This window comes from Copranaerobaculum intestinale (assembly GCF_009831105.1).
GTDB lineage: Bacteria > Bacillota_I > Bacilli_A > Erysipelotrichales > Erysipelotrichaceae > Copranaerobaculum > Copranaerobaculum intestinale.
Genome location: NZ_WUUQ01000005.1, coordinates 17,258 through 38,223, shown reverse-complemented (window position 1 = coordinate 38,223; position 20,966 = coordinate 17,258). Strand labels below are relative to the sequence as shown.

Genomic DNA, 20,966 nt, shown 5'->3' with positions numbered 1-20,966 from the left:
TCCGTGCTTCTATTTCAAAAGCTATAAACTAATACATGACTTTTCATCGGAACAGATTTGCATTCCAAACGCATAAGCCTGTTTCAGATAAGGGGTTTCATCAATGCGCGGTTTTCCTTCCGCGCTGCCGCAGCCGCCTGCCAAAAGCATACCCCGGTCATGAAACCCAATATAGTTTACAATCGCAAACTGATAATAGGATACCGCCTGTTCAAAAGTCCAGAAAAAATTATCCGCGGCTGTCATCAATAAAGCACAGTCCTTAGCTGGGTAACGCTCATATCGACCAAGCGGGGGATTCTCATCAGCTTCCGCAATGCAGTAAAAGCGTTCAATAAAAGCCTTTAGTCGGGATGAAAAAGTCCAGAAATAAAGCGGTGAAGCAAAAACAATCATATCCGCGGCTTTGATTTTCGGTATCATTTCCGGAAAATCATCACGCTGCACACAAGATCTTCCATGGCGGCAAGCATTGCATCCTAAGCAACCCTTAACTTCCATTTTTACCAATGATAATGATTCTACCTCGGCCCCTGCATCTATTGCCCCATTAATAAATGCATCTGTCAGCCTAGCTGTATTCCCATGAGGCCGGCCGCCACCGATTACTACTAAGATTTTTTTCATATCGCATCCGATCCTTTCAAGTATCTTTGTACTTCTTATACTGCATGATCATATCCCTTACATGATGCTCTGTGCTGTATAAATATGAACGTTCATCAAGTAAGTATTTTTTATCAATTTTAAATCCGCGGCGGCTGACTCTCCATTACAAAAAATATCAGTAAACCAATTAATTTGTAACTAAAATCAACACTAACCATGTCGTACGGTCAAAATAACCCAATATCTCTCGCATGTCCAGCTGATATACAGCTATACGATAACAAATATACTCTAAAATACCGTAGGTAATAAGAATCAAAATCATCGGCATCAACTGAACAAAAAACTCATTCATGATAATCCCTTCCTATTTTTATTTATAAAGGAAACATGCGTCAATCGATATTTATTTCCGATTTGGACGCCGCTTAATTCTCAGCAGCTTATCAATATCCGCATATTGTGAGGAATCATGAGGCAGCAGCATCAACCATTTTCCGTCATGATAAGTTTCTGTCTGTTCATAACATGCCCTTGTTTCCGCGGTATACGCAAATTGTTCTGCTTCAAAAGTATCACGTTCCTTTTTGCCCAAAACGATCAGTAATCCAAGACAATCTGGATTGATGCACAGTGAACAAAGTGTCTTGCCGCCACGGCGATATTTATATTCATACCGCCATTTTTTCCCGCCGCGGCCCCACTGCTTATCCATATCATACTTGGCTTCAATACGTGTACAAAGTTCTTTCCAAACTTCATATAGAGTTTCTCCCAGCAGTTCTTTTATTTCGGCTTGATCCATAACACAATTATTCATTGTTTGCGCCTCCTATATACAATTAATTATCTGATGTTAAACATGCTATGTCTATCTCATAAAATGCTTTCATGTAGTGCAGTATCGCAGAATACTTTTCAGTATCAAACATATACTTTTCTTCATTATAACACAGTCCAAATGAATATTAGCAAACCAGCGAATTGATAAACGTTATTCATATAATAGAAGATCAAGGATTTTACTTTTGTTTATTACCAAACAGAAATGAATACTGCTTTTTTTCTGTATCTTTTTGATTCTGGTTTTATCACAATCGGTATAGATTATTCTTTCCCAACACAATTACGTTTTCATAACAAAAAAAGCCTATTTATACAATAGGCTTTTTTAAGTAAAATGGTGACGCGTACGGGATTTGAACCCGTGAATGCATGCGTGAAAGGCATGTGAGTTAACCGTTTCTCCAACGCGCCGAATGCTTTATAATAATAGCATACCTATTCGGCTTACGCAAGCATATTTTTAATCGGTTCATAAATCTTAATACAGGGGATTTTTCTCATTCAAATACTGTTCAAGACGGAACTCGACACAAATCTTTTTTACCTTCCAAGTAAAGATTGTTTCTCGAGTAACAATGGTTGAAAAACAATCATAGTGGCGGCCGGGCAGAAATACATTAGGCACACTGCCGGGGAATACGATTGCGCCTCCCTTATGGACAATCAAATGACAGTCTTTAGACGCATATGTCAATGTTCGTGAACCATGATTTTCATAACCCCAATGAACCAGATAGGTTCCATCATCATTTTGGTCGATCTGATGACAAAAAAGATCGATCTTGTCAGTAGAAATCTGTCCGGAGCCCGCTATCTTTCTGCGCATAAAAATGGTTTGAGACATTACTTTATCACCTTCATTACTATCCGTTCCCTCAGATTGGATTACTTTGAATCAGATGTCGTGACCGCTTCGATATGATAGTGCAGTTTCGCTTGTTTTCTAGTCACTTTACGGTAGAATTGCTGGGTAATTCGCTGTATGACCGCATAGCCGTTATCAATGGTTTCACACGGCAGAAGCAATACAATCTGAGTCTTGTTGATACGTGAATACACATCTCCCATTCGAAGTGAATTCTGAATGATTTTTGTCAGCTTGGTCATGATGGCGCGCAGCGGTTCATCATCCAAATCGGTGCTGATTTCAAACACGACCAGATACTGTTCGCGGCATTTACGTTTTATGTTTCTCAACTCGACTTGATAGATATGTTTAAAAAATTCATAATCACAATAAAATGCCCCGCTGCGATCAATATCACTCTCCAATTGTGTTTTTAACGTTTTGAGATTGATTTCTTCCTGTTCATCATTGGCAATAATGATTTTATAAAGAGATTTCATTTTCAAGGATAATGGCTGGCCAACCGACTGATAAAATTGGTCCTGAACATTTTTATACAGATCAAGTGCCTCTTTATATCGATTGGTTTCTATAAGCGCCTGGATATAATAATAGTATGCGTCTTCAAAATAGGGATCGATTGCAATAGCCTTCTGCATAACCGAAATCACTTTATGATAATCTTGCATATGCAGATAGTATTCACTGATTTTACTGATACAGGACTGAAAAATGTTGTGATACTCATTTTGAAGCTCCTGCAGCCAAAGCTGATCCGGAGCATCGACATACAGACGTCCTTTGTATACATCGACAATCTGTTGGGCACATTGTATAATCGTTTCCTGTCTCGCATCCTTATTATTTATCTGTTTCCATAATTCGTCAACCGTTTGGACATCAGTTTTAATTGGAATATTTTGGTTCAGCAAATAGCCCTGTTTCGTCGTTTGGACAAATTCAACATCTTTAAGGCTCTCAATTCCGCTCAGCATCTTACGAAGACGGAAGATTGAAAATTTCAGTACATTGGACGGATTGTCACTGTCCTGCCACAAATAATTAATCAATTTATCACGAGGAACCGGCTGATTTAGATTCAAAAAAAGGATTTCCAAAAGTATTGTAAGCTGCTTCGTTGCAGCTTCGTTAATTTTGATATTTTCTCCTTGGTAAGACATTGTAAAATTCTGAAAAAGAGTAACTTGCATAACTCCTTTTTCCATTTTGCGGCCCCCTTTCAGACATATCGTTGCTTATTTCAAGAATCCGTCAATAATAACTGCTTCTGCTTCTGATTCACTTAAACCAAAAGTTTGAAGCTTGATCAGCTGATCGCTATTGATCTTTCCGATCGCTGCCTCATGAATGATTTCCGCATCCACGTGATTCGCAGAAATCTCCGGAATGGAACTGACTCTCGCCTGATCCATAATAATGGAATCACACTGCACGTGGGCCCTGCAGTCATTGTTTCCAATCGCTTTTGGATGAAATACCTGACGGCTCTCATCCTTAGCAACGGAGCGGGAAATAATCTGCAGTGATGCACCTTTCCCATTTAACTCTACCTCCACATCAGAATGCGCTTCCTGTTTTCCATGCGTCATCAGTTTTTCATGAATGACCATCTTTGCCCCAGCCGCTAAATCCATCTGGGTTTTACGTATGGTACTGTCAACACCTTTGATCTGGGACATCATCATTTCACAGGTCGAATTTTTTTCCATATGGACGACGGTTGTCGGATTCAAAATACGCGCTCCGTTTCCGTCTCCTTCACCGTAATGCTTTTCAATATAAGTCACATGGGCATTTTTGCCGATGTAAAAGGTGTGAATCCCATCGTGCTGAGAGGCATCACATCCATCGTTATGAATACCGCAGCCGGCGATGATCTCTACATCAGCCCCCTCTCCAATATAAAAATCATTGTAGACCATATCCTTGATGCCGCTTTGGGTCAAAATTACCGGAATATGTACGCTTTCCTTTTGCGCATGCGCTGCCACGATAATATCAATTCCCGGCTTATCTGTTTTCGGATTGATTTTCACATTCGGTGTGGAATGACGCTCCACGCCTTGTCCATCCTTACGAAGGTTAAAAGCACGTCCTACCTGGAAGCCGCTGATACCTGCTATCGTCTTTAATAGATTCTTATCTGTCTGTTCCATTATTCACCTCTATAAACACTTGTCGCAGATGGTATCAAATTCATGAAGCAGCTGCGGCAGAATTTCTTCCCGGCTGCCCTGTTTGGTTACCATGCCCTGCTCAACAACGATAATCTCATCAGCCATCTGCATGATTCGCTCCTGATGCGATATCAAAAGGATACTCATGTTATATTTGCGCAGATTTTGAAAGGTATCAACCAGCTTCGCAAAACTCCACAGGTCGATTCCGGCCTCTGGTTCGTCGAAGATTGCGAGTTTCAAATCCCGTGCCAGCAGCGTGGCGATTTCAATTCGTTTTACTTCCCCTCCCGATAAGGAAGCATCCATCTCACGATCTAAATAGTCATGTGCACATAATCCAACATCACTTAAATATTGGCAGCTCATACACTCGGATAATTCACTGCCATGCGCCAGGGAAAGCAGTTTTCGGATCGTCAGTCCCTTGAAACGCGGCGGCTGCTGAAAGGCATAACCAATCTTGCGTTTTGCCCGCTCGCTTATACTCACATTCGTAATATCTTCGCCATCGAACAAAATCTGTCCGCCGGTTGGCTTTTCTAAGCCCATGACCAGTTTTGCCAGGGTGGATTTCCCGCCGCCGTTGGGTCCCGTGATCACGGTAAAGCTGCGATCCGGAACTGTGATATCGATATGACGAATGATCTCTTTGGAGTCATTGCTTTCATGAACTGCAAACTGTATATTTTTTAATTCCAGCATATCTGTTTCCTCACTTAAATTCCTACTTTCTATTCTATCACAAAATTTTTTATACGCACGATATCCCTAAAAACCGATGATGATTTATCAGTTAATTTTTCAAGCTCTGCAGCGGCGCTGGAATCTGACCTCCCCGATCGATCATGACCTTACAAGAACTTTGTGAAATATCCATGATCGGCCCGCTTCCCAGCAAGCCTCCAAAATTCAATTCCTCTCCGGCTTTTTTCCCGATTGCCACAATTGCCCGCACAGCCGTAGTTTTGCTGTTGACCATACCGATCGCCGCCTCGTCCGCAATAATTCCGGACAGGGTTTCCGCGGATGTGTCACCAGGCAATACTACCATGTCAAGGCCAACCGAACATACCGCTGTCATCGCTTCCAGCTTCGTTAAAGTCAAATGTCCAGAACGAGCCGCTTCGATCATACCTGCATCTTCACTAACCGGAATAAATGCCCCGGATAAACCGCCAACCCGGTTAGAAGCCATAACCCCGCCTTTTTTTACTGCATCGTTCAACATCGCCAGACATGCTGTCGTTCCATATCCGCCGCAGTTTTCCAAGCCCATCTCTTCGAGGATATAGGCAACCGAATCCCCGATGGCCGGCGTTGGCGCCAGAGATAAATCAACAATTCCAAACGGCACATTCAGCCGCTCACTTGCGACGCTTCCTACCAGCTGACCCATACGGGTAATTTTAAAGGCTGTCCGCTTTATGATTTCCGCTATCTCATGCATTGGAAGTGTTTTATCTGCTTTCGCCAAAGCGGCCCGTACAACTCCGGGGCCTGAAACACCGACATTGATGACACAGTCCGCTTCTCCTACTCCATGGAATGCTCCGGCCATAAATGGATTATCTTCAGGCGCATTACAGAAAACCACAAGCTTTGCGGCACCGATGCAATCGCGATCCGCGGTAATTTCCGCACATGTAAGCATCGTTATGCCAAGCATCTTCACCGCGTCCATATTGATGCCTGCCTTTGTAGAACCGATATTGACCGACGCACAGACATGCTCCGTCTGCGCCAGAGCCTGCGGGATTGCGGCGATCAATTCCCGATCACCTGCTGAAAATCCCTTCTGAACCAGCGCCGTAAAACCACCGATAAAGTTAACTCCAACGGTCTTTGCGCAGCGTTCCAGCGTATGTGCATATTTCAGCGGATCACCGCCGCTCGCCGCAACCAGCATCGCAATCGGGGTTACAGAGATTCGTTTATTGATAATCGGAATCCCATATTCTTTTTCAATACTTTCTCCAACCTTTACCAGGTCTTTCGCCTTGGTCGTTATCTTGTGATATATTTTCTCACAGGATGTATCGATATCGCTGTCACAGCAGTCAAGCAGAGATATCCCCATCGTTATTGTACGCACATCCAGATAGTCTTCATCGATCATCCGGATAGTTTCTAAAATCTCATTTACATTCATCATGATAAATGCTCCTAAATACGATGCATGGCCTGGAAAATATCTTCATGCATGACATGAATGACCATACCCATTGCCTTGCCTGTCCGCTCCATGTGATCCGCAAAATCCGTTAGTTCCTGATTCAACTTATCAATATCGACCAGCATTACCATTGCAAACATTTCCTGCAAAATAGTCTGGGATACCTCTATTACATTGGCATTCGCATTCGCACATTCCGTACTTACCTTTGCCAAAATTCCGGTCATATCTTTTCCAATCACACTGATGACTGCTCTCATATCCATTCCTCCTGTATATATGTAATGATTATATGCGATATCCCATAAAATTACAATTTGGAATAGCTTTGAATTTCCTTAAAAAAAGCAGAATTATACCATGAAATTGATATTGCGATGAGTAAAGCAAATTTGATCACTTCTAACCAGGGAAGGCCGAAGTTTTTTTATAAATCATTCATAGATTAGATAATTGTAAAATTCATTCTCATCATATAAAAAGAGGAGAACGTTTTATCCTTCTCCTCAAGCTTTTTATCTCATTTAAAAATTATGCCAAACTGCTGATTACTGCTGCAGCTATATCCTCTGCAGTCAAACCATACTTCTTCAACAATGCGGCTGGAGTGCCGGATTCTCCAAATGTATCCTGAACCCCTACCATCGTTACTTTCTTTGGTTCATGTCTTACCAGTACTTCACTTACAGCGCTGCCCAATCCACCGATAACATTATGTTCTTCACAAGTAATGATCGCATCATGTTTTTTAGCCATTTCCACGATCAAGGCTTCATCAATCGGCTTAATCGTGTGAATATCTACAATCGTCGGATCAATTCCTTTTTCTTTCAGAAGCGCTTGAGCCTGTAAAGCAGCCTGTACCATACAGCCGGTCGCAAAGATAACCGCTTTGCTTCCTTCATGCAGGACATTACCTTTTCCAATCTGATAATCAAAACCGTATTCATAAACATCTTCGACGGCACTGCGTCCCAAACGCACATAACAAGGGCCGTTATACTCATGAACAGCGCGGATTACCGCTTCGGTTTCCGCACCGTCACAAGGCTGAATGACCGTCATATTCGGAATTGCCCGCATGATTGCCAGATCTTCGATTGCCTGATGGCTCGCACCATCTTCACCAACTGTCAAACCGGCATGTGTTGCGCACACTTTGACATTCAATTTCGGATAGCAGATAGAATTGCGTATTTGTTCAAATGCCCGTCCGGCCGCGAACATCGCAAAACTGGATGCGTACACCACATGACCGCTCGCTGCCATGCCGGCTGCTACCGCCATCATATTTCCTTCGGCAATACCCATATTGAAATGACGTTTAGGACATGCGTTCTTCGCATCGATCGTCTTGGTGGATTTCGTTAAATCGGCATCCAGGACAATGACGTTTTCATCCTCCAGAACTAATTTCGCAAGTGCCTTTCCATAGGCTTCTCTGGTTGCTATTTTTCCCATTCTACTCACCATCCAATTCTTTCAGTGCCTGCGCACACTGTTCTTCACTCGGTGCGCTGCCATGCCATGCATAATTGTTTTCCATAAAGGAAACCCCTTTTCCTTTAATGGTTTTCGCCAGGATCATGGTCGGCTTGCCTTTAGTTTCACGTGCTTCCTTGAATGCATCAAGTATTTGTTCATAATCATGACCGTCAATGACAATAACATGCCAGTTGAACGCTTCAAATTTTTTATCCAATGGAGTCGGATTCATAACCGCCGTTATATCACCATCAATTTGCAGACCATTGAAATCAATAATGGCTACCAAATTGTCCAGTTTGTACTGAGCAGCCGCCATCGCCGCTTCCCATACCTGTCCTTCTTCACTTTCACCATCGCCAACCAGGGTATAAACCCGATGGTCGTTACCCTTCACCTTGTTCGATAACGCCATTCCAACAGCGCAGCTGATGCCCTGACCAAGTGAGCCGGTAGACATATCAACACCCTTCACATAATTCATATTCGGGTGCCCTTGAAGCTTGGAATCAATTTGCCGAAATGTATCCAGATCAGCTTCATCCAAGAATCCTTTCTCACACAAAGTCGCATACAACAATGGTGATGCGTGTCCCTTTGATAAAACAAATCGGTCGCGATCGATGGAATCCACATTTTCTGCGGTGATATCCATCTCATTAAAATACAGAACACTCAGAATATCAGCGGATGATAAGGAACCGCCCGGATGTCCCGATTTCGCTTTTGTAACCATCTTCACGATATTCTTGCGAATATTCGTTGCTTTTTCATGCAAAGATGCTGCTGTTTCCATAATACCCTCCTTTTTGTAATATACATAAACCTATTATACACGAATATCCGGGAAATTCCGATAACGGAAGCTTGAATTTTTGATTCTATTCCTATTAGATACAAGTGTATATTGCTTAGTGAAGCGGAAGCAGCGAAAGCTGCACCTTGTGTTTTTCCTCATCAATGTTACATACCCACACTTTGACAATATCTCCGATAGAAACAATATCGCTGGGGTGTGATATCCGTTTTTTGCTCATCTTGGATACATGAATCAAACCATCATCCTTTAAGCCGATATCGACAAACGCGCCGAAATCTACTACATTGCGGACAACGCCTTCCATTTCATCACCGATTTTTAAATCTTCCAAGGTCAATACATCACTGCGAAGCAGCGGACCGTCATACTGTTCACGATAATCACGCAGCGGCGCCGCAATCGCCTGTAAAATATCGGCGACGGTATACGGATCACTATTTAAAGCGGAAGCAAGCTCCTGAACTTTGATTTCTTTCATTACCTCAACCGCTTTTGATGTACCCATATCCGCTGTGTTCAATGACAAGCGGCTGAGTATCGCTTTTGCCAATGCATAACTTTCCGGATGAATCCCGGTGCGATCCAGAATTTCTTTGCCATCCTCAATGCGTAAGAAGCCCGCTGACTGTTCAAAGGATTTCGCTCCGATTTTTGAAATCTTCTTAATTTCTTTTCGATCGGTGATCCGGCCATGCTCGTTGCGATAGGATACAATCGACTTTGCCGTGGATTGATTCAGTCCTGATACATTTTTCAGCAGTTCAACACTGGCAGTATTGATATTAACACCAACCCGATTAACAGCCTTGGATACAACAAAATCCAGCCGAGAAGACAACTGAGAGACCGGCAGATCATGCTGATACTGCCCCACGCCGATTGACTGCGGATCAATTTTGATAAGCTCTGCGAGCGGATCCTGAATCCGTCGGGCGATCGATACGGCGCTCCGCTGCTCGACCTGCAGATCAGGAAATTCATCACGAGCCAGCTTAGATGCCGAATATACACTCGCACCTGCCTCTGATACCATCGTATAGCTAACAGAAAGGTGATTTTCTTGAATTAACTCTGCTATGAAGGCTTCACTTTCGCGGCTGGCCGTTCCATTGCCAATCGCAATAATATCGATTGGGTACTTTTGCAGCAGCTTCAGTGTAATCGCCTTGGCCTCTGCTTGCTTATTGATCGGCTTATGCGGATAAATCACTGATATTTCCAGCATTTTACCGGTTTCATCAATCACTGCAAGCTTACAGCCGGTACGATAGGCCGGATCCAATCCTAAGATCATTTTATTTTTCATCGGCGGCTGCAGCAGCAGACGCTCCAAATTCATGGAAAATACTTCAATGGAGGATGCATGCGCCTTTTCACTTAATTCATTGCGAACCGCTCGCTCAACGCCCGGAAAAGCAAGACGCTTCAAGCCGTCTTCAACTGCTTCACGGATATAAGGATCGGCAATGCTCGGACGTTTATGAGTATAGCGGCGATAGCACCATTCCAGCTGATACTCTTTATCATAGTCGAATGAAACTGTGATAACCTTTTCCTTTTCAGCCCTGTCAATCGCCATAATACGATGGGTTGCCAAAGTGGATACCCGCTCTGCATAATCATAATACATTTTATAGACGCGCTGTTCATCCGCATGATTCTTTTTTGCTTTGGTTACGATACGGCCATAGTTTTCTACCGAACGACGTATTTTTTCACGAACTTTCGGATCATCGCTTACTTTTTCCGCAATAATGTCTTTTGCCCCTTGTATTGCTTCAGCCGTTGCAGGAACCAAATCACTTATATACTTCAAAGCTTCCTTTTCAACATTTCCATGCATTGGCAGATTCAAAAGCCATTCGGCAAGCGGCTGCAGCCCTTTCGCAACAGCATCAGTTGCCCGAGTTTTGCGCTTTTGCTGATACGGGCGATAGATATCTTCTACCTGCGACAGCTTGTCACAGGCTGCCACATCGCTGCGGATTTCATCCGTCAGTTTTCCCTGCTGTTCGATCAACCGCAGGACATCTTCCTTTCGCTTAGCCAGATTTACCTGATAGTCATACTGTTCCTGAATCACTCGTATTGCTTCCTCGTCCAGTCCCTTTGTCATCTCTTTGCGATACCTGGCAATAAACGGCACCGTATTTCCTTCTTCCAGCAGCGCTAATGTCTGCTTGACCTGAGCCGGCCTGATGTGCAGCTGCTCAGCGATGGGTTCGATAATAGAATCCACCATGTTATCACATCCTTTTTTACGTGTAGTTATAGTATACAATACAACCCTGTGAATTGTTCAGCAAAAACAGTTATTTTAATAATAAAGTCGTCTGTCCCTTATTCATGCTCAGCATCGTCCGTACCAATCGCGGATGCCGATAATTTTTACGTACAAACTGCTGGAGCACGGTTCCCCGCTGAAACCCATGAATAACAGTTATTTCATGAATTGATAAAGGAAGCTGATCCAAATAACGATCCAACTGTTGCTTTGCTTCGGCAACCGTATAGCCGTGAATATCAATCTCATTCAGCATATACATCCACTCACTTTCTGCTATAATGATTATAATCGTTTCAGGTAACATGATGCAAATGGAAAGGAAATGCACAATGAGTGAAAAAGGACTGGAAAAACCGCGCCTTCATAAAGAACTGCTGGAAGCAGGGGATCTGAAAAAAATTATGAATCAGGAAGAATATATCTCAAATGTCTCCTTTGAAGGGGATTTTATCGAAACAGCAGAAGTTGATCGCATCCATTTTGATAGTTGCTATTTCCACAATGTGATCTTTTCAGAATGTCATTTTCCCCATATCGATATGCTGGACTGCGTATTCGATCACTGTGATTTCTCTAATATTGACTGTAGTGAAGGCAGTATTCATCGTTGCCAATTCGAACAGTGCCGCATGACCGGCAGCGACTTCAGCGACTGTGTGATTCACAACACCTCCTTCATTAAGAATATCGGAAAATATATTAATTTTTCCTTTTCTAAATTCAAGCAGGTAATGATGCTGGATGATGATTTCAACAGCGGCGGCTTCAATGGCTGTGAATTTAAAAAAACTGCTTTTGAAAACTGCAATCTCAATAAGTGTGAATTTATCAATGCTGCGCTGAGCGGTGTCAATTGGATGACCTGCACGATCGAGGAAATCATGATTACCATTGATAATGTAAAGGGGTTAACAGTATCCTCAGATCAGGCTGTCGACATCGCGCGGCTATTCGGCTTAACAATCAAATAAATGGATGTACGTTCATTTCTATCTATGCATTCATCACGACTCACATTGCTTATACATGATACAATTAAAAAAGAGGATGCTTATCCTCTTTTTTACGCATGAGTGGAAATATTTTCGACTATTCTTAACAGCAGCTCAACGATTTTTTCCATTCGCGGAATAGAAACATACTCAAATTTTCCATGGCAGTTATAGCCGCCGGTTCCGATGTTTGGACAAGGCAGTCCATCGTAGGTCAGACGGGCACCGTCAGTTCCTCCGCGAATCGGAGTACTGATCGGGGTCATTCCCAAATCCTGAATCGCCTGCTTAACCGTATCGATCACGCGCATATCCTTTTCGATATAGGAACGCATATTGGTGTAAGAATGAGTAATCGTACATTCTACGGTTCCTTCCGGATACTTCTTATTCAGATAAGCTGCCGCATTCATAAACTGTTGTTTTTGCCGTTCAAAAATCTCCTCATTATGATTGCGGATAATATACTGCAGAGTAGTTTCTTCACATACACCATGAATATTGGTTAAGTGATGAAACCCTTCATAACCTTCGGTACATGCAGGATCTTCATGCACTGGCAGTAAGGCATTGAATTCCATTGCGATCAGCTGAGAGTTCAGCATTTTATTCTTTGCTGCCCCCGGATGAATACTTAAACCATGAATTTTTACCACCGCTGCGGCCGCATTGAAATTCTCATAATTGACATCGCGGATATCTCCGCCGTCAACCGTGTACGCATATTCTGCACCAAAGCCCTTGATATCAAAATTATCAGCACCACGGCCTACCTCCTCGTCAGGAGTAAAGGCAATCTTTACTGTGCCATGAGCACTTCGCGGCTGGCTCATTAAAGCTTCTGCCATGACCATGATTTCAGCAACACCGGCTTTATCATCACCGCCCAACAAGGTAGTACCATCAGTCACGATCAAATCTTCACCAACATTTTCGTGCAGAGAAGGGAAATCCTTTGGATCCATAATAATTTGCTTAGCTTCATTTAAAACAATCGGTTTCCCATCATAATTCTTAATGATGCGGGGATTTACATTCGCTCCGGTCAAATCCGGTGATGTATCCATATGTGCTACAAAACCAATGGTTTCAGCTTTCGCATCACCTGGAATAGTTCCGTAGACAACTCCATATCGGTCTACATGGGCATCCTCAATGCCAAGCGCCTTCATTTCCTCGACAAGCACATTTGCCAAATTCAGCTGCTTCGCAGTAGAAGGAGTTGTTTCAGAATTTGGATCTGATTCTGTATCAATGCTTACATACTTCAAAAAACGTTCTGTTACATTCATTCTTTCACCTACTTTCTGCTTCATTATACACTAGAAAGCAGGGAAACGTCAGAACTATTTGTACTCCATCAAAAATTTGTGCAATGCATGGTAGATCGCACTATAATCATCCTTGATAATCTGAATCTCCTTTTGAAGCTCGCCATCCAATGTAAAATGTTTATCTTCAAAGTCATTCACTGCCTTAATCGCCATTTCAATCGACTTGGTTGCTTCTTCGATCACTTCAACATCGGTAACGATCAGCATGTTTTTCATCATTTCCATGAAATCAGTAATCGTTCCTTTGATCCCGGCAGAATCCGCCGGATCCCCATGCAGCCGTTCAATATGGTGCGTTAAGATTTCCTCATGATGCTTGAGTGTTTTCAGAATTTCCCGGAACTCTGTATGCAGCTCATGTGAAGATATTTTCTCAGCCAGATCTTCAAAAACAAAAGCACCCATGTGTGTTCCCTTTAATAATTGATTCAATGCTTCCAATATTTCTTCATATTGATTTTCCATTATTGTCACCTCAATATCAGTATGCTGAGGATTTAAGCTTCTATGTAAAAAAAAGACTTATAAGCATATTTTAATCTTATAAGTCACATATTACTTCTTATTGAACGCATCCATATAGGATTCAAAGTCGGAAACGGACAGCGGTCTTGAATAATAGTAGCCTTGAATTTCATCACAGCCCATACGCTGAAGAAACTTCATATCACTTTCATTTTCAATTCCTTCTGCAACACTGTGTATGTTCAATGTATGAGTTAAATTCAAAATTCCGGAGATGATAGCTTTCGCCCGCTGAGCATTGATTGCATCGGTTTTAAAGAACACCTGATCCAATTTAATCGTATTGATCGGGATATCCTTTAACATATTCAAGGATGAATAGCCGCTTCCGAAATCATCCATGGAAATGTAAAGTCCATTATCCTGCAGCTCCTTTACAATCGAGTATAATGCGTCACTGCGGTCAAAGATAACGCTCTCCGTGATTTCTATTTCGATATATTCATGATTGATCCCATAATGATCGATGATCTGGAGCACACGTTGGACAAATCCCGGTTTAAAAATATACGTACGGGAAACATTGAATGAAATTCGGATTGCTTTATCTGCTTCGATCCATTTTTTCAGGATCTGACAGACATGGTCTAGCATATACATATCCAGCTCTTCCAAAGAACCGCGATTCTCAAGCAGCGGAATAATTTCTCCCGGCAGAAGCATCCCATATTCCGGCGAATCCCAGCGGACTAGTGCTTCCGCACTGTGAACCCGCTGATCATCCAGGGTAATTCGCGGCTGCAGATATACTTTAAATTCTTCGTTGTCAAATGCCTTCTTAATCGAGGCTTCCATCCGGTTATGCCGCAGCATATTCTCATACATGCGCTCTGAGAAGAATGCATAAGCTTCCGTCTTGCTGTCACGAATTTGTGATTTTGCATAGACACAGCGATCATGACATTTCGAGAAGCTGTTTTCATTTCCGTGAAGCAGATAGATGCCGCCGTGGAATTCCAAGGTCAAATAATCGTTTTCACGGTGTGCTTTCTTTTGAATAGACTGGATTAACGCATGATAGCGCTGACGTACCGCATCCTGTTCATGCATTTTCCAAAGCAGGATAAAATGATCGGCAGAATTACGAGCACAGTATTCATTTGCCTGACAGTCCTGTTCACACATATCCATAGTGATTTTCAGCAGCTGATTGCCGACTGCATATCCGTACAACTCATTAACAAGCTTAAAATTACTTATATCAAACTCAATCATTGTATAGGAATCCGCATTTTTGCTGGTAAAGATTTGTTCTGCCAATACCCGAAACTGATTGAAATTATAATGGCTTGTCACATCGTCGAAAAAAATCACTTCGTTTAGCTTTTTCTGATTCTTTTTACGCATCGTAAAGATATATGCAAGAATCAGTGAAAGCACCAGTGCAACTACGATCCAGGTAAAAGCGGCAATTAAAATAATATTCTGAATTCGTCTGGTAACCACCGACACCGGTACAACTGAGTATACATACCAGTTATTGATTCCCAGCGGCATATAGGCCAGATAACGCTCTTCTCCTTTTAAGGATACAAATTGTGTCAATCCGCTTTTCAACTCTTTCAGCTGATCAACAGTAAAACCATTATCAAACTTAAGCTGTGATAAATTATGAAGATTTTTGTTTGCGGCTTTGCTTGGGGACTGCAAAACGATATTGCCCTCATTATCACCGATAGCCGTAAAACCTTTTCCGTCATAAATTTCCACCAACAAATCTTCTCCGAGTTCATTAGTCTTGCTGGCACCGAATAAAACATTGCTGATCATTCCATTTTCAACCACCGGTACAGCAATGACATTCAAATCGAAGCCGGCCAATTTATCAGACAGTGTATCGGAAAAAGAAGATTTACCCTTTAGTGCGTTTTGAAAATATATACGGTCACCGATATAAAAAGATTGATGGTCACTGGTGATGCAATTTCCTTCCAGATCGGCGATACCAAGTCTCATAAAATCGCTGTTTTCACTTGCCGTCCGCAAGGCTTCCATCAATTTTGTTTTATCCGAGGTAGCCTCATTTTCAAGCATATAGGCAATATTTTCAAGCGTGGATATACGATCTTCAATGCGGGAATGAATGGAAACAGTCGTAGATGAAGCAATCTGCTTCAAATTGTTCTTCATATCATCCAATAAGGTATTTCTAATTTCATCAATATAAAAACCTGCAACGCATGCTAAAACTAGCATGGTTATCAGAATGATACTGATTGGTTTCCATACGGCAATTTCTTTCTTCATCTGAATACCTCATTTATCTATAAAAACGATTCTGCGCTTTTACATCAGCAGAAATCAGGGGTATGCATGTATATTCCTTATTATAAGCAAGCTATGAAGTATTTACAACATATTCATGATTTAACTATGCATGTTTCCGTAAGCTGTTTGTTCTTGCGTCATGAATAGTCAATAATTTATTAAAATATCCATAGGCAAAACATAATACTTATAACAATCATAATTATTGTCCACTCAACAATCCTAATGAACCCCTTAATTGGTTTCTTATTCTCTCCACTCTCACTAATTATTCTATCAATGTTAGTTGATCCTATATTTTTTCGTATTTGTTCTTGAACTTTTTGGGGACGACTAAGTTCCTCTTTGTGAAGTAAAACATCAAAATGTGGTCTTTTCATAGATTTCGTCCTTTCAAATATGTTTTTCTTGTTCTTCTTTAAATGATCAATTATTAAAAAAGCCCTTCGGATGAGGGCTATGTTTATTATTGGAGCGGATGATGGGAATCGAACCCACGTAGTCAGCTTGGAAGGCTGAAGTTCTACCATTGAACTACATCCGCATAATCATTGGTGACCCGTGGGCGAATCGAACGCCCGACCCTTTGATTAAAAGTCAAATGCTCTACCAGCTGAGCTAACGGGTCAAATATATGCAGTAAAGATTGGCTGGGGTATCTGGAATCGAACCAGAGAAATGTCAGAGTCAAAGTCTGATGCCTTACCGCTTGGCTATACCCCAATGATTGCAAGATCGATAAGTAATGGTGGGGGGGGACAGATTCGAACTGTCGAACCAAAAGGAACTGAGTTACAGTCAGCCGCGTTTAGCCACTTCGCTACCCCCCCGGCACTTTCATAAAAATGGTGCCGACTATAGGAATTGAACCCACAACCTACTGATTACAAGTCAGTTGCTCTACCAATTGAGCTAAGTCGGCAAATAAAATGGTGGAGGTTAACGGGCTCGAACCGCTGACCCTCTGCTTGTAAGGCAGACGCTCTCCCAACTGAGCTAAACCTCCATCTTATTTGTATTGGCTTGCGCTTTTTCTTGGCGCTTTAATATAATATCATCACCTAAAATATATGTCAACATAAAATCTGAAAATTTTAAACTTTTTGAAAAAGGACTATTTAATCGTGTTTTTTCACTAAAAATGGTAAGTTCACATCATCATCTTAAATAATTATTTTTGCTGTTCCGCTATACCTGAGAACTCGGGTGAGAAGCTTGCTTCAACCGTTTCTTTTCCCACTTTCTAAGATCCTTCAAAACCATATCCCGGCACTGCTGGTAGCGAAAAGTTCGATACTGTTTTTCAATATACCCATTTTCATCAATGATATACGCACATTCATTAACAGTTCGATAGGCATTACCAAAAGTGATGCAGTCTTTTTCAACCTGATAACGGCGCGCAATCATGCGGCGGTAATCATACAGCAAGGGTGTATAGATGGGAATACCTTCATAAAATGGAGAAAGCTGCTTCATTGAATTAGGACAAATTCCAATAGCGATTAGATCAAGTGCTTCCAGTGATTCATAAGCAGCATCGATCGCAGCAAAAATATTTAATGTGCCAAAGCCACTAGTAATATCTTTCAGGAAAAACAAAAGAACTTTCTTACCGCGATAATCAGAAAGTCTAAAGATTTTGCCATTCGCACCAATCAGTTCAAATTCTGGTGCCTGTTCCCCCACACCCAGCATAATTTATCCCCCTATTTTATGAAATTGCTTTACATCAACAACAAATATGGTGGCACGTCCTGGATCATTCAAATTCTTTGCATCAGGCATATCTTCAATCATTTCACAGCGAATCGTCGTATTATCCTGAATAATCGATTCTACTTCCTTTATCTGTTCATCTTCAACACCCAATAGATATGTCGTATTGCCATAATGCAAAAATTCCCCAGTTGTCGATACCATTGTTGCCTGAAATTGATGTTCATTCAGCGCCTTCATAACTTCATCTTTATCTTCTTCATTTATAATGATCAACATCAGTTTCAAAGCAATCACCTCGCCTATAATGATACCATAGAAAGCATTTTATTTTCATAAAATTAGAGAAAATACAATTCCCATTTTCATTTACCAAAAAAGGAACTAGAATAGAGGGTAGATAAGCAAAGGAGAACAAGTATGCGCAATCATGAAGTCACTGAGCAGCATCCGCTTTTGAATGACAAAGGAGAGCTTCAGGAACCGGGATGGTCACGTTCCCTCATCCAAGCTTATTCCCGGAATCAGATCAAGGCATCCGCCTTCCGCATTAAGGAATGGGATTACTATTTAATGATCGGAAATGGCTTTGGCGTAGCCTTCACCATATCAGATGCTGGCTATATCGGACTACAGTCGGTTTCCCTCCTCGACTTTCAAAGAAAGTGGGAACACACGGAAACTATACTGAACGCTTTCCCGATGGGGAAACTGCATATGCCATCAACCTCAGAAGAAGGCAATGTTCATTATGAGGATAAACGACTGAGTCTTCATTTCGAGAAACATGATCAAACCAGACAAATTCAATGTCAATTTAAAAACTTTTATCGGGGCAAGACCTTTACCTGTGATATCCTTCTTCATCAACCGCCGATGGATACAATGGTAATCGCTACACCTTGGAAAAACAAGAAGCATGCCTTTTATTATAATCAAAAAATCAATGGGATGCGGGCAGAAGGAAAAGTAGAGTTTGATGGAAAAACCTACATTTTTCATCCAGAGACTGACTTTGGTACATTAGATTGGGGACGCGGCGTTTGGACCTACGACAACACTTGGTACTGGAGTTCAGGCAATGGTGTCGTTCAAGGCAAACCTTTCGGATTCAACCTCGGTTATGGTTTTGGTGATACATCCGCCGCCACTGAGAATATGCTTTTCTATGATGGAATCGGGCATAAGCTCGATGACGTTACTTTTCATATACCAAAGGATGACATGATGAAGCCATGGACGTTTACTTCCAGCGATCAGCGCTTTGAAATGAAATTCCGACCGATCCTAGATCGAGCTGCGAAGACATCGGCCGTTCTTATTGTTACGGATCAGCATCAGGTATTTGGGTATATGAGCGGTACTGCAATACTGGACGACGGTACAGTTTTACTGATAGACGATCTGCTATGCTTTGCAGAGGTTGTTCATAATCGCTATTGATCGGGCATATGCTTTGACCCCGTCTTTCAACCTGTCTACAATGTACATGTACAAAAAAACAGGGAGGCTATCTATGAAACAATTATTTAAAACAGCGGCATTTTATGCGGTATTGGGACTGCTGCTTGGCGTATTTTATCGGGAATTCACAAAATTCAATGCATTCACGGGCACGACTGCGATTGGATTTTTGCACGTACACACACTGGTGCTCGGCATGTTTCTGTTTTTACTTCTGATTGTGGTAGAGAAAAACTTCCAGATTACACAGGCTAAAGCATTCAAACCGTTCATGTATATATATAACAGCGGGTTACTTTTGACCATCTTCATGATGATCGTACGTGGAATTCCACAGGTTTTATCCTTAACCCTTAATCGCGGTGCAGACGCAGCCATCAGCGGTGTTGCCGGAATCGGTCACATTCTCTTGGCAGTGGGATTATTTCTGCTATTCAAAGCGCTTTACCAGCGCATCATCGAGTAAGATCGTATTAAAAATAAGAATACAATCTGCATTCAAACCATAATCCAGCCAATGAAATATGGTTCATCACTCAGATTGAACGTGAAAAAAATCACAGTCCTCATATTTGAAAACTGTGATTTTTATTTATTCCAAGTTCGGGGACGCTTCAGATAATCCGGAAGCATCGTCGCTTTATTTCCCTTTGCGCTATTTATTTGAAATTGGGTCAGAAATAAGGAGCAACGAAGATCAACATTTGAAAAATTTGCATCTCGGACATCACTTCCAAGGAAATTCACGTAAGCTAAATCTGCATCGGTAAAATCACAGCCAATCAAAAGCTTCATACTGAAATCACATCCTTTCAAAGACTGTTTTTTAAATGATTTTCCTAAAAAAGAACTGCCAATTATGTGTGTATCATTTGCATACTTTGTTTGGATACAAGCAGATACCCTTCTTAAAATACCATTTACCGCATCATGAGAGATTTCTATATCCGGTTTTGTTATCTTATCCGGTTCCTTCCTCAGCAGAATTTCCAGCTTTTCCAGCTCCCCTGTTGTATCAATATGAAGATGATGTTCTTCAATCAGCAAAATCGCCTGTTTTAAATACCACAACTGTTGATGAAGCTTCATCAGCTTATGAAAAGACTCCATCACGGCAGTATCCATTTGTTTATCTGTTATATAAATATTTTGTTGTTTGATCCAGGCACTCATATGCTGACCTGCACCGAAGCAATCATAGTTCATACACCCTTTTAAATGCTTTTCACCTAATTGAGAATATATGGAACAGCGTGAAGCTGCACACAGATAAGAACAAGCTTTGCCCGCTCGCTTGTTCTCGGGAAAACCATCCATTTTTGAAAAATACAAAGCACGGCAGCATAATCCAAAGCAATTTTCACATTGTATCCGCAAATCTTTCATTTCCATATTT

The 20,966-nt window shown here is 41.6% G+C and carries 21 protein-coding genes and 7 tRNA genes; 3 read left to right on the top strand and 25 right to left on the bottom strand.

Annotation, left to right across the window (positions count from 1 at the left end; translation table 11 throughout):
- Positions 1 to 21 precede the first annotated feature (21 nt).
- From GSF08_RS10100 to GSF08_RS10040, 13 genes are all read right to left on the bottom strand, one after another.
- Positions 22 to 627 carry a flavodoxin family protein gene (locus GSF08_RS10100; RefSeq protein WP_160625670.1) on the bottom strand — a complete coding sequence of 202 codons (606 nt, stop codon included), beginning with the start codon at positions 625 to 627 and terminating at the stop codon, positions 22 to 24.
- Between the two features lie 388 nt (positions 628 to 1,015).
- A complete protein-coding gene (locus tag GSF08_RS10095) occupies positions 1,016 to 1,429 on the bottom strand; it encodes a DUF3788 domain-containing protein (protein ID WP_160625669.1) in 414 nt (137 codons plus the stop codon).
- Positions 1,430 to 1,790: 361 nt separating this feature from the next.
- Positions 1,791 to 1,866: transfer RNA gene (locus GSF08_RS10090), tRNA-Glu, on the bottom strand.
- Positions 1,867 to 1,933: 67 nt separating this feature from the next.
- On the bottom strand, positions 1,934 to 2,299 hold the full coding sequence (locus GSF08_RS10085) for a hypothetical protein (RefSeq protein ID WP_160625668.1): 366 nt from the start codon (positions 2,297 to 2,299) through the stop codon (positions 1,934 to 1,936).
- A 41-nt stretch (positions 2,300 to 2,340) separates the two neighbouring features.
- Positions 2,341 to 3,528 (bottom strand): AfsR/SARP family transcriptional regulator, encoded by a 1,188-nt coding sequence (locus GSF08_RS10080; RefSeq protein ID WP_160625667.1) that lies wholly within the window; start codon positions 3,526 to 3,528, stop codon positions 2,341 to 2,343.
- 30 nt (positions 3,529 to 3,558) lie between these two features.
- Positions 3,559 to 4,479, bottom strand: a complete 921-nt coding sequence (locus tag GSF08_RS10075; RefSeq protein ID WP_160625666.1) for a SufB/SufD family protein — start codon at positions 4,477 to 4,479, stop codon at positions 3,559 to 3,561.
- A 9-nt stretch (positions 4,480 to 4,488) separates the two neighbouring features.
- Positions 4,489 to 5,205 (bottom strand): ABC transporter ATP-binding protein, encoded by a 717-nt coding sequence (locus GSF08_RS10070; RefSeq protein ID WP_160625665.1) that lies wholly within the window; start codon positions 5,203 to 5,205, stop codon positions 4,489 to 4,491.
- A 91-nt stretch (positions 5,206 to 5,296) separates the two neighbouring features.
- The gene (locus GSF08_RS10065) at positions 5,297 to 6,655 is read right to left on the bottom strand and encodes a PFL family protein (RefSeq protein ID WP_160625664.1); all 1,359 of its coding nucleotides are present in this window, start codon (positions 6,653 to 6,655) and stop codon (positions 5,297 to 5,299) included.
- 11 nt (positions 6,656 to 6,666) lie between these two features.
- Entirely contained in the window at positions 6,667 to 6,936 is a 270-nt protein-coding gene (locus GSF08_RS10060; protein WP_160625663.1) for an ACT domain-containing protein, read from the bottom strand.
- Between the two features lie 271 nt (positions 6,937 to 7,207).
- Complete coding sequence (locus tag GSF08_RS10055; protein WP_160625662.1) at positions 7,208 to 8,137, bottom strand: transketolase family protein; 930 nt, start codon at positions 8,135 to 8,137, stop codon at positions 7,208 to 7,210.
- 1 nt (position 8,138) lies between these two features.
- The gene (locus tag GSF08_RS10050) at positions 8,139 to 8,957 is read right to left on the bottom strand and encodes a transketolase (RefSeq protein ID WP_160625661.1); all 819 of its coding nucleotides are present in this window, start codon (positions 8,955 to 8,957) and stop codon (positions 8,139 to 8,141) included.
- A 115-nt stretch (positions 8,958 to 9,072) separates the two neighbouring features.
- A complete protein-coding gene (locus tag GSF08_RS10045; RefSeq protein WP_160625660.1) occupies positions 9,073 to 11,223 on the bottom strand; it encodes a Tex family protein in 2,151 nt (716 codons plus the stop codon).
- A gap of 70 nt (positions 11,224 to 11,293) precedes the next feature.
- Positions 11,294 to 11,521, bottom strand: a complete 228-nt coding sequence (locus GSF08_RS10040) for a Smr/MutS family protein (RefSeq protein ID WP_160625659.1) — start codon at positions 11,519 to 11,521, stop codon at positions 11,294 to 11,296.
- Positions 11,522 to 11,597: 76 nt separating this feature from the next.
- Between GSF08_RS10040 and GSF08_RS10035 the strand changes: the two genes are divergently transcribed.
- Positions 11,598 to 12,239, top strand: a complete 642-nt coding sequence (locus GSF08_RS10035; protein WP_160625658.1) for a pentapeptide repeat-containing protein — start codon at positions 11,598 to 11,600, stop codon at positions 12,237 to 12,239.
- Between the two features lie 92 nt (positions 12,240 to 12,331).
- Here GSF08_RS10035 and pepT read toward each other — a convergent pair whose 3' ends face one another.
- The 11 genes from pepT to GSF08_RS09980 form a co-directional block, all read right to left on the bottom strand.
- Positions 12,332 to 13,552 (bottom strand): peptidase T, encoded by a 1,221-nt coding sequence (gene pepT, locus GSF08_RS10030; protein ID WP_160625657.1) that lies wholly within the window; start codon positions 13,550 to 13,552, stop codon positions 12,332 to 12,334.
- A gap of 54 nt (positions 13,553 to 13,606) precedes the next feature.
- The gene (locus GSF08_RS10025; protein WP_160625656.1) at positions 13,607 to 14,059 is read right to left on the bottom strand and encodes a DUF2383 domain-containing protein; all 453 of its coding nucleotides are present in this window, start codon (positions 14,057 to 14,059) and stop codon (positions 13,607 to 13,609) included.
- A gap of 90 nt (positions 14,060 to 14,149) precedes the next feature.
- On the bottom strand, positions 14,150 to 16,366 hold the full coding sequence (locus GSF08_RS10020; protein ID WP_160625655.1) for a bifunctional diguanylate cyclase/phosphodiesterase: 2,217 nt from the start codon (positions 16,364 to 16,366) through the stop codon (positions 14,150 to 14,152).
- A gap of 491 nt (positions 16,367 to 16,857) precedes the next feature.
- A tRNA-Gly gene (locus GSF08_RS10015) sits at positions 16,858 to 16,931 on the bottom strand.
- 8 nt (positions 16,932 to 16,939) lie between these two features.
- Positions 16,940 to 17,015 (bottom strand) — tRNA-Lys (locus GSF08_RS10010).
- A 19-nt stretch (positions 17,016 to 17,034) separates the two neighbouring features.
- Positions 17,035 to 17,110, bottom strand: a tRNA-Gln gene (locus tag GSF08_RS10005).
- A 23-nt stretch (positions 17,111 to 17,133) separates the two neighbouring features.
- A tRNA-Tyr gene (locus GSF08_RS10000) sits at positions 17,134 to 17,217 on the bottom strand.
- 16 nt (positions 17,218 to 17,233) lie between these two features.
- Positions 17,234 to 17,309 (bottom strand) — tRNA-Thr (locus GSF08_RS09995).
- Between the two features lie 8 nt (positions 17,310 to 17,317).
- Positions 17,318 to 17,393: transfer RNA gene (locus GSF08_RS09990), tRNA-Val, on the bottom strand.
- A 182-nt stretch (positions 17,394 to 17,575) separates the two neighbouring features.
- Positions 17,576 to 18,085, bottom strand: coding sequence for a peroxiredoxin family protein (locus tag GSF08_RS09985; protein WP_160625654.1), 510 nt, complete (start codon positions 18,083 to 18,085; stop codon positions 17,576 to 17,578).
- Between the two features lie 3 nt (positions 18,086 to 18,088).
- Positions 18,089 to 18,385 (bottom strand): cyclic-di-AMP receptor, encoded by a 297-nt coding sequence (locus GSF08_RS09980; protein ID WP_249806081.1) that lies wholly within the window; start codon positions 18,383 to 18,385, stop codon positions 18,089 to 18,091.
- A 141-nt stretch (positions 18,386 to 18,526) separates the two neighbouring features.
- On the opposite strand from GSF08_RS09980, the gene GSF08_RS09975 reads away from it, so the two are divergent.
- Together GSF08_RS09975 and GSF08_RS09970 are read left to right on the top strand one after the other, a co-directional pair.
- Positions 18,527 to 19,549 (top strand): DUF2804 domain-containing protein, encoded by a 1,023-nt coding sequence (locus GSF08_RS09975; RefSeq protein WP_160625652.1) that lies wholly within the window; start codon positions 18,527 to 18,529, stop codon positions 19,547 to 19,549.
- 73 nt (positions 19,550 to 19,622) lie between these two features.
- Positions 19,623 to 20,036: a DUF2871 domain-containing protein gene (locus GSF08_RS09970; protein WP_160625651.1), complete on the top strand. Its 414-nt coding sequence runs from the start codon at positions 19,623 to 19,625 to the stop codon at positions 20,034 to 20,036.
- Between the two features lie 122 nt (positions 20,037 to 20,158).
- On the opposite strand, the gene GSF08_RS09965 is transcribed toward GSF08_RS09970, so the two are convergent.
- Positions 20,159 to 20,962 (bottom strand): pentapeptide repeat-containing protein, encoded by an 804-nt coding sequence (locus GSF08_RS09965; protein ID WP_160625650.1) that lies wholly within the window; start codon positions 20,960 to 20,962, stop codon positions 20,159 to 20,161.
- Positions 20,963 to 20,966: the final 4 nt, after the last annotated feature.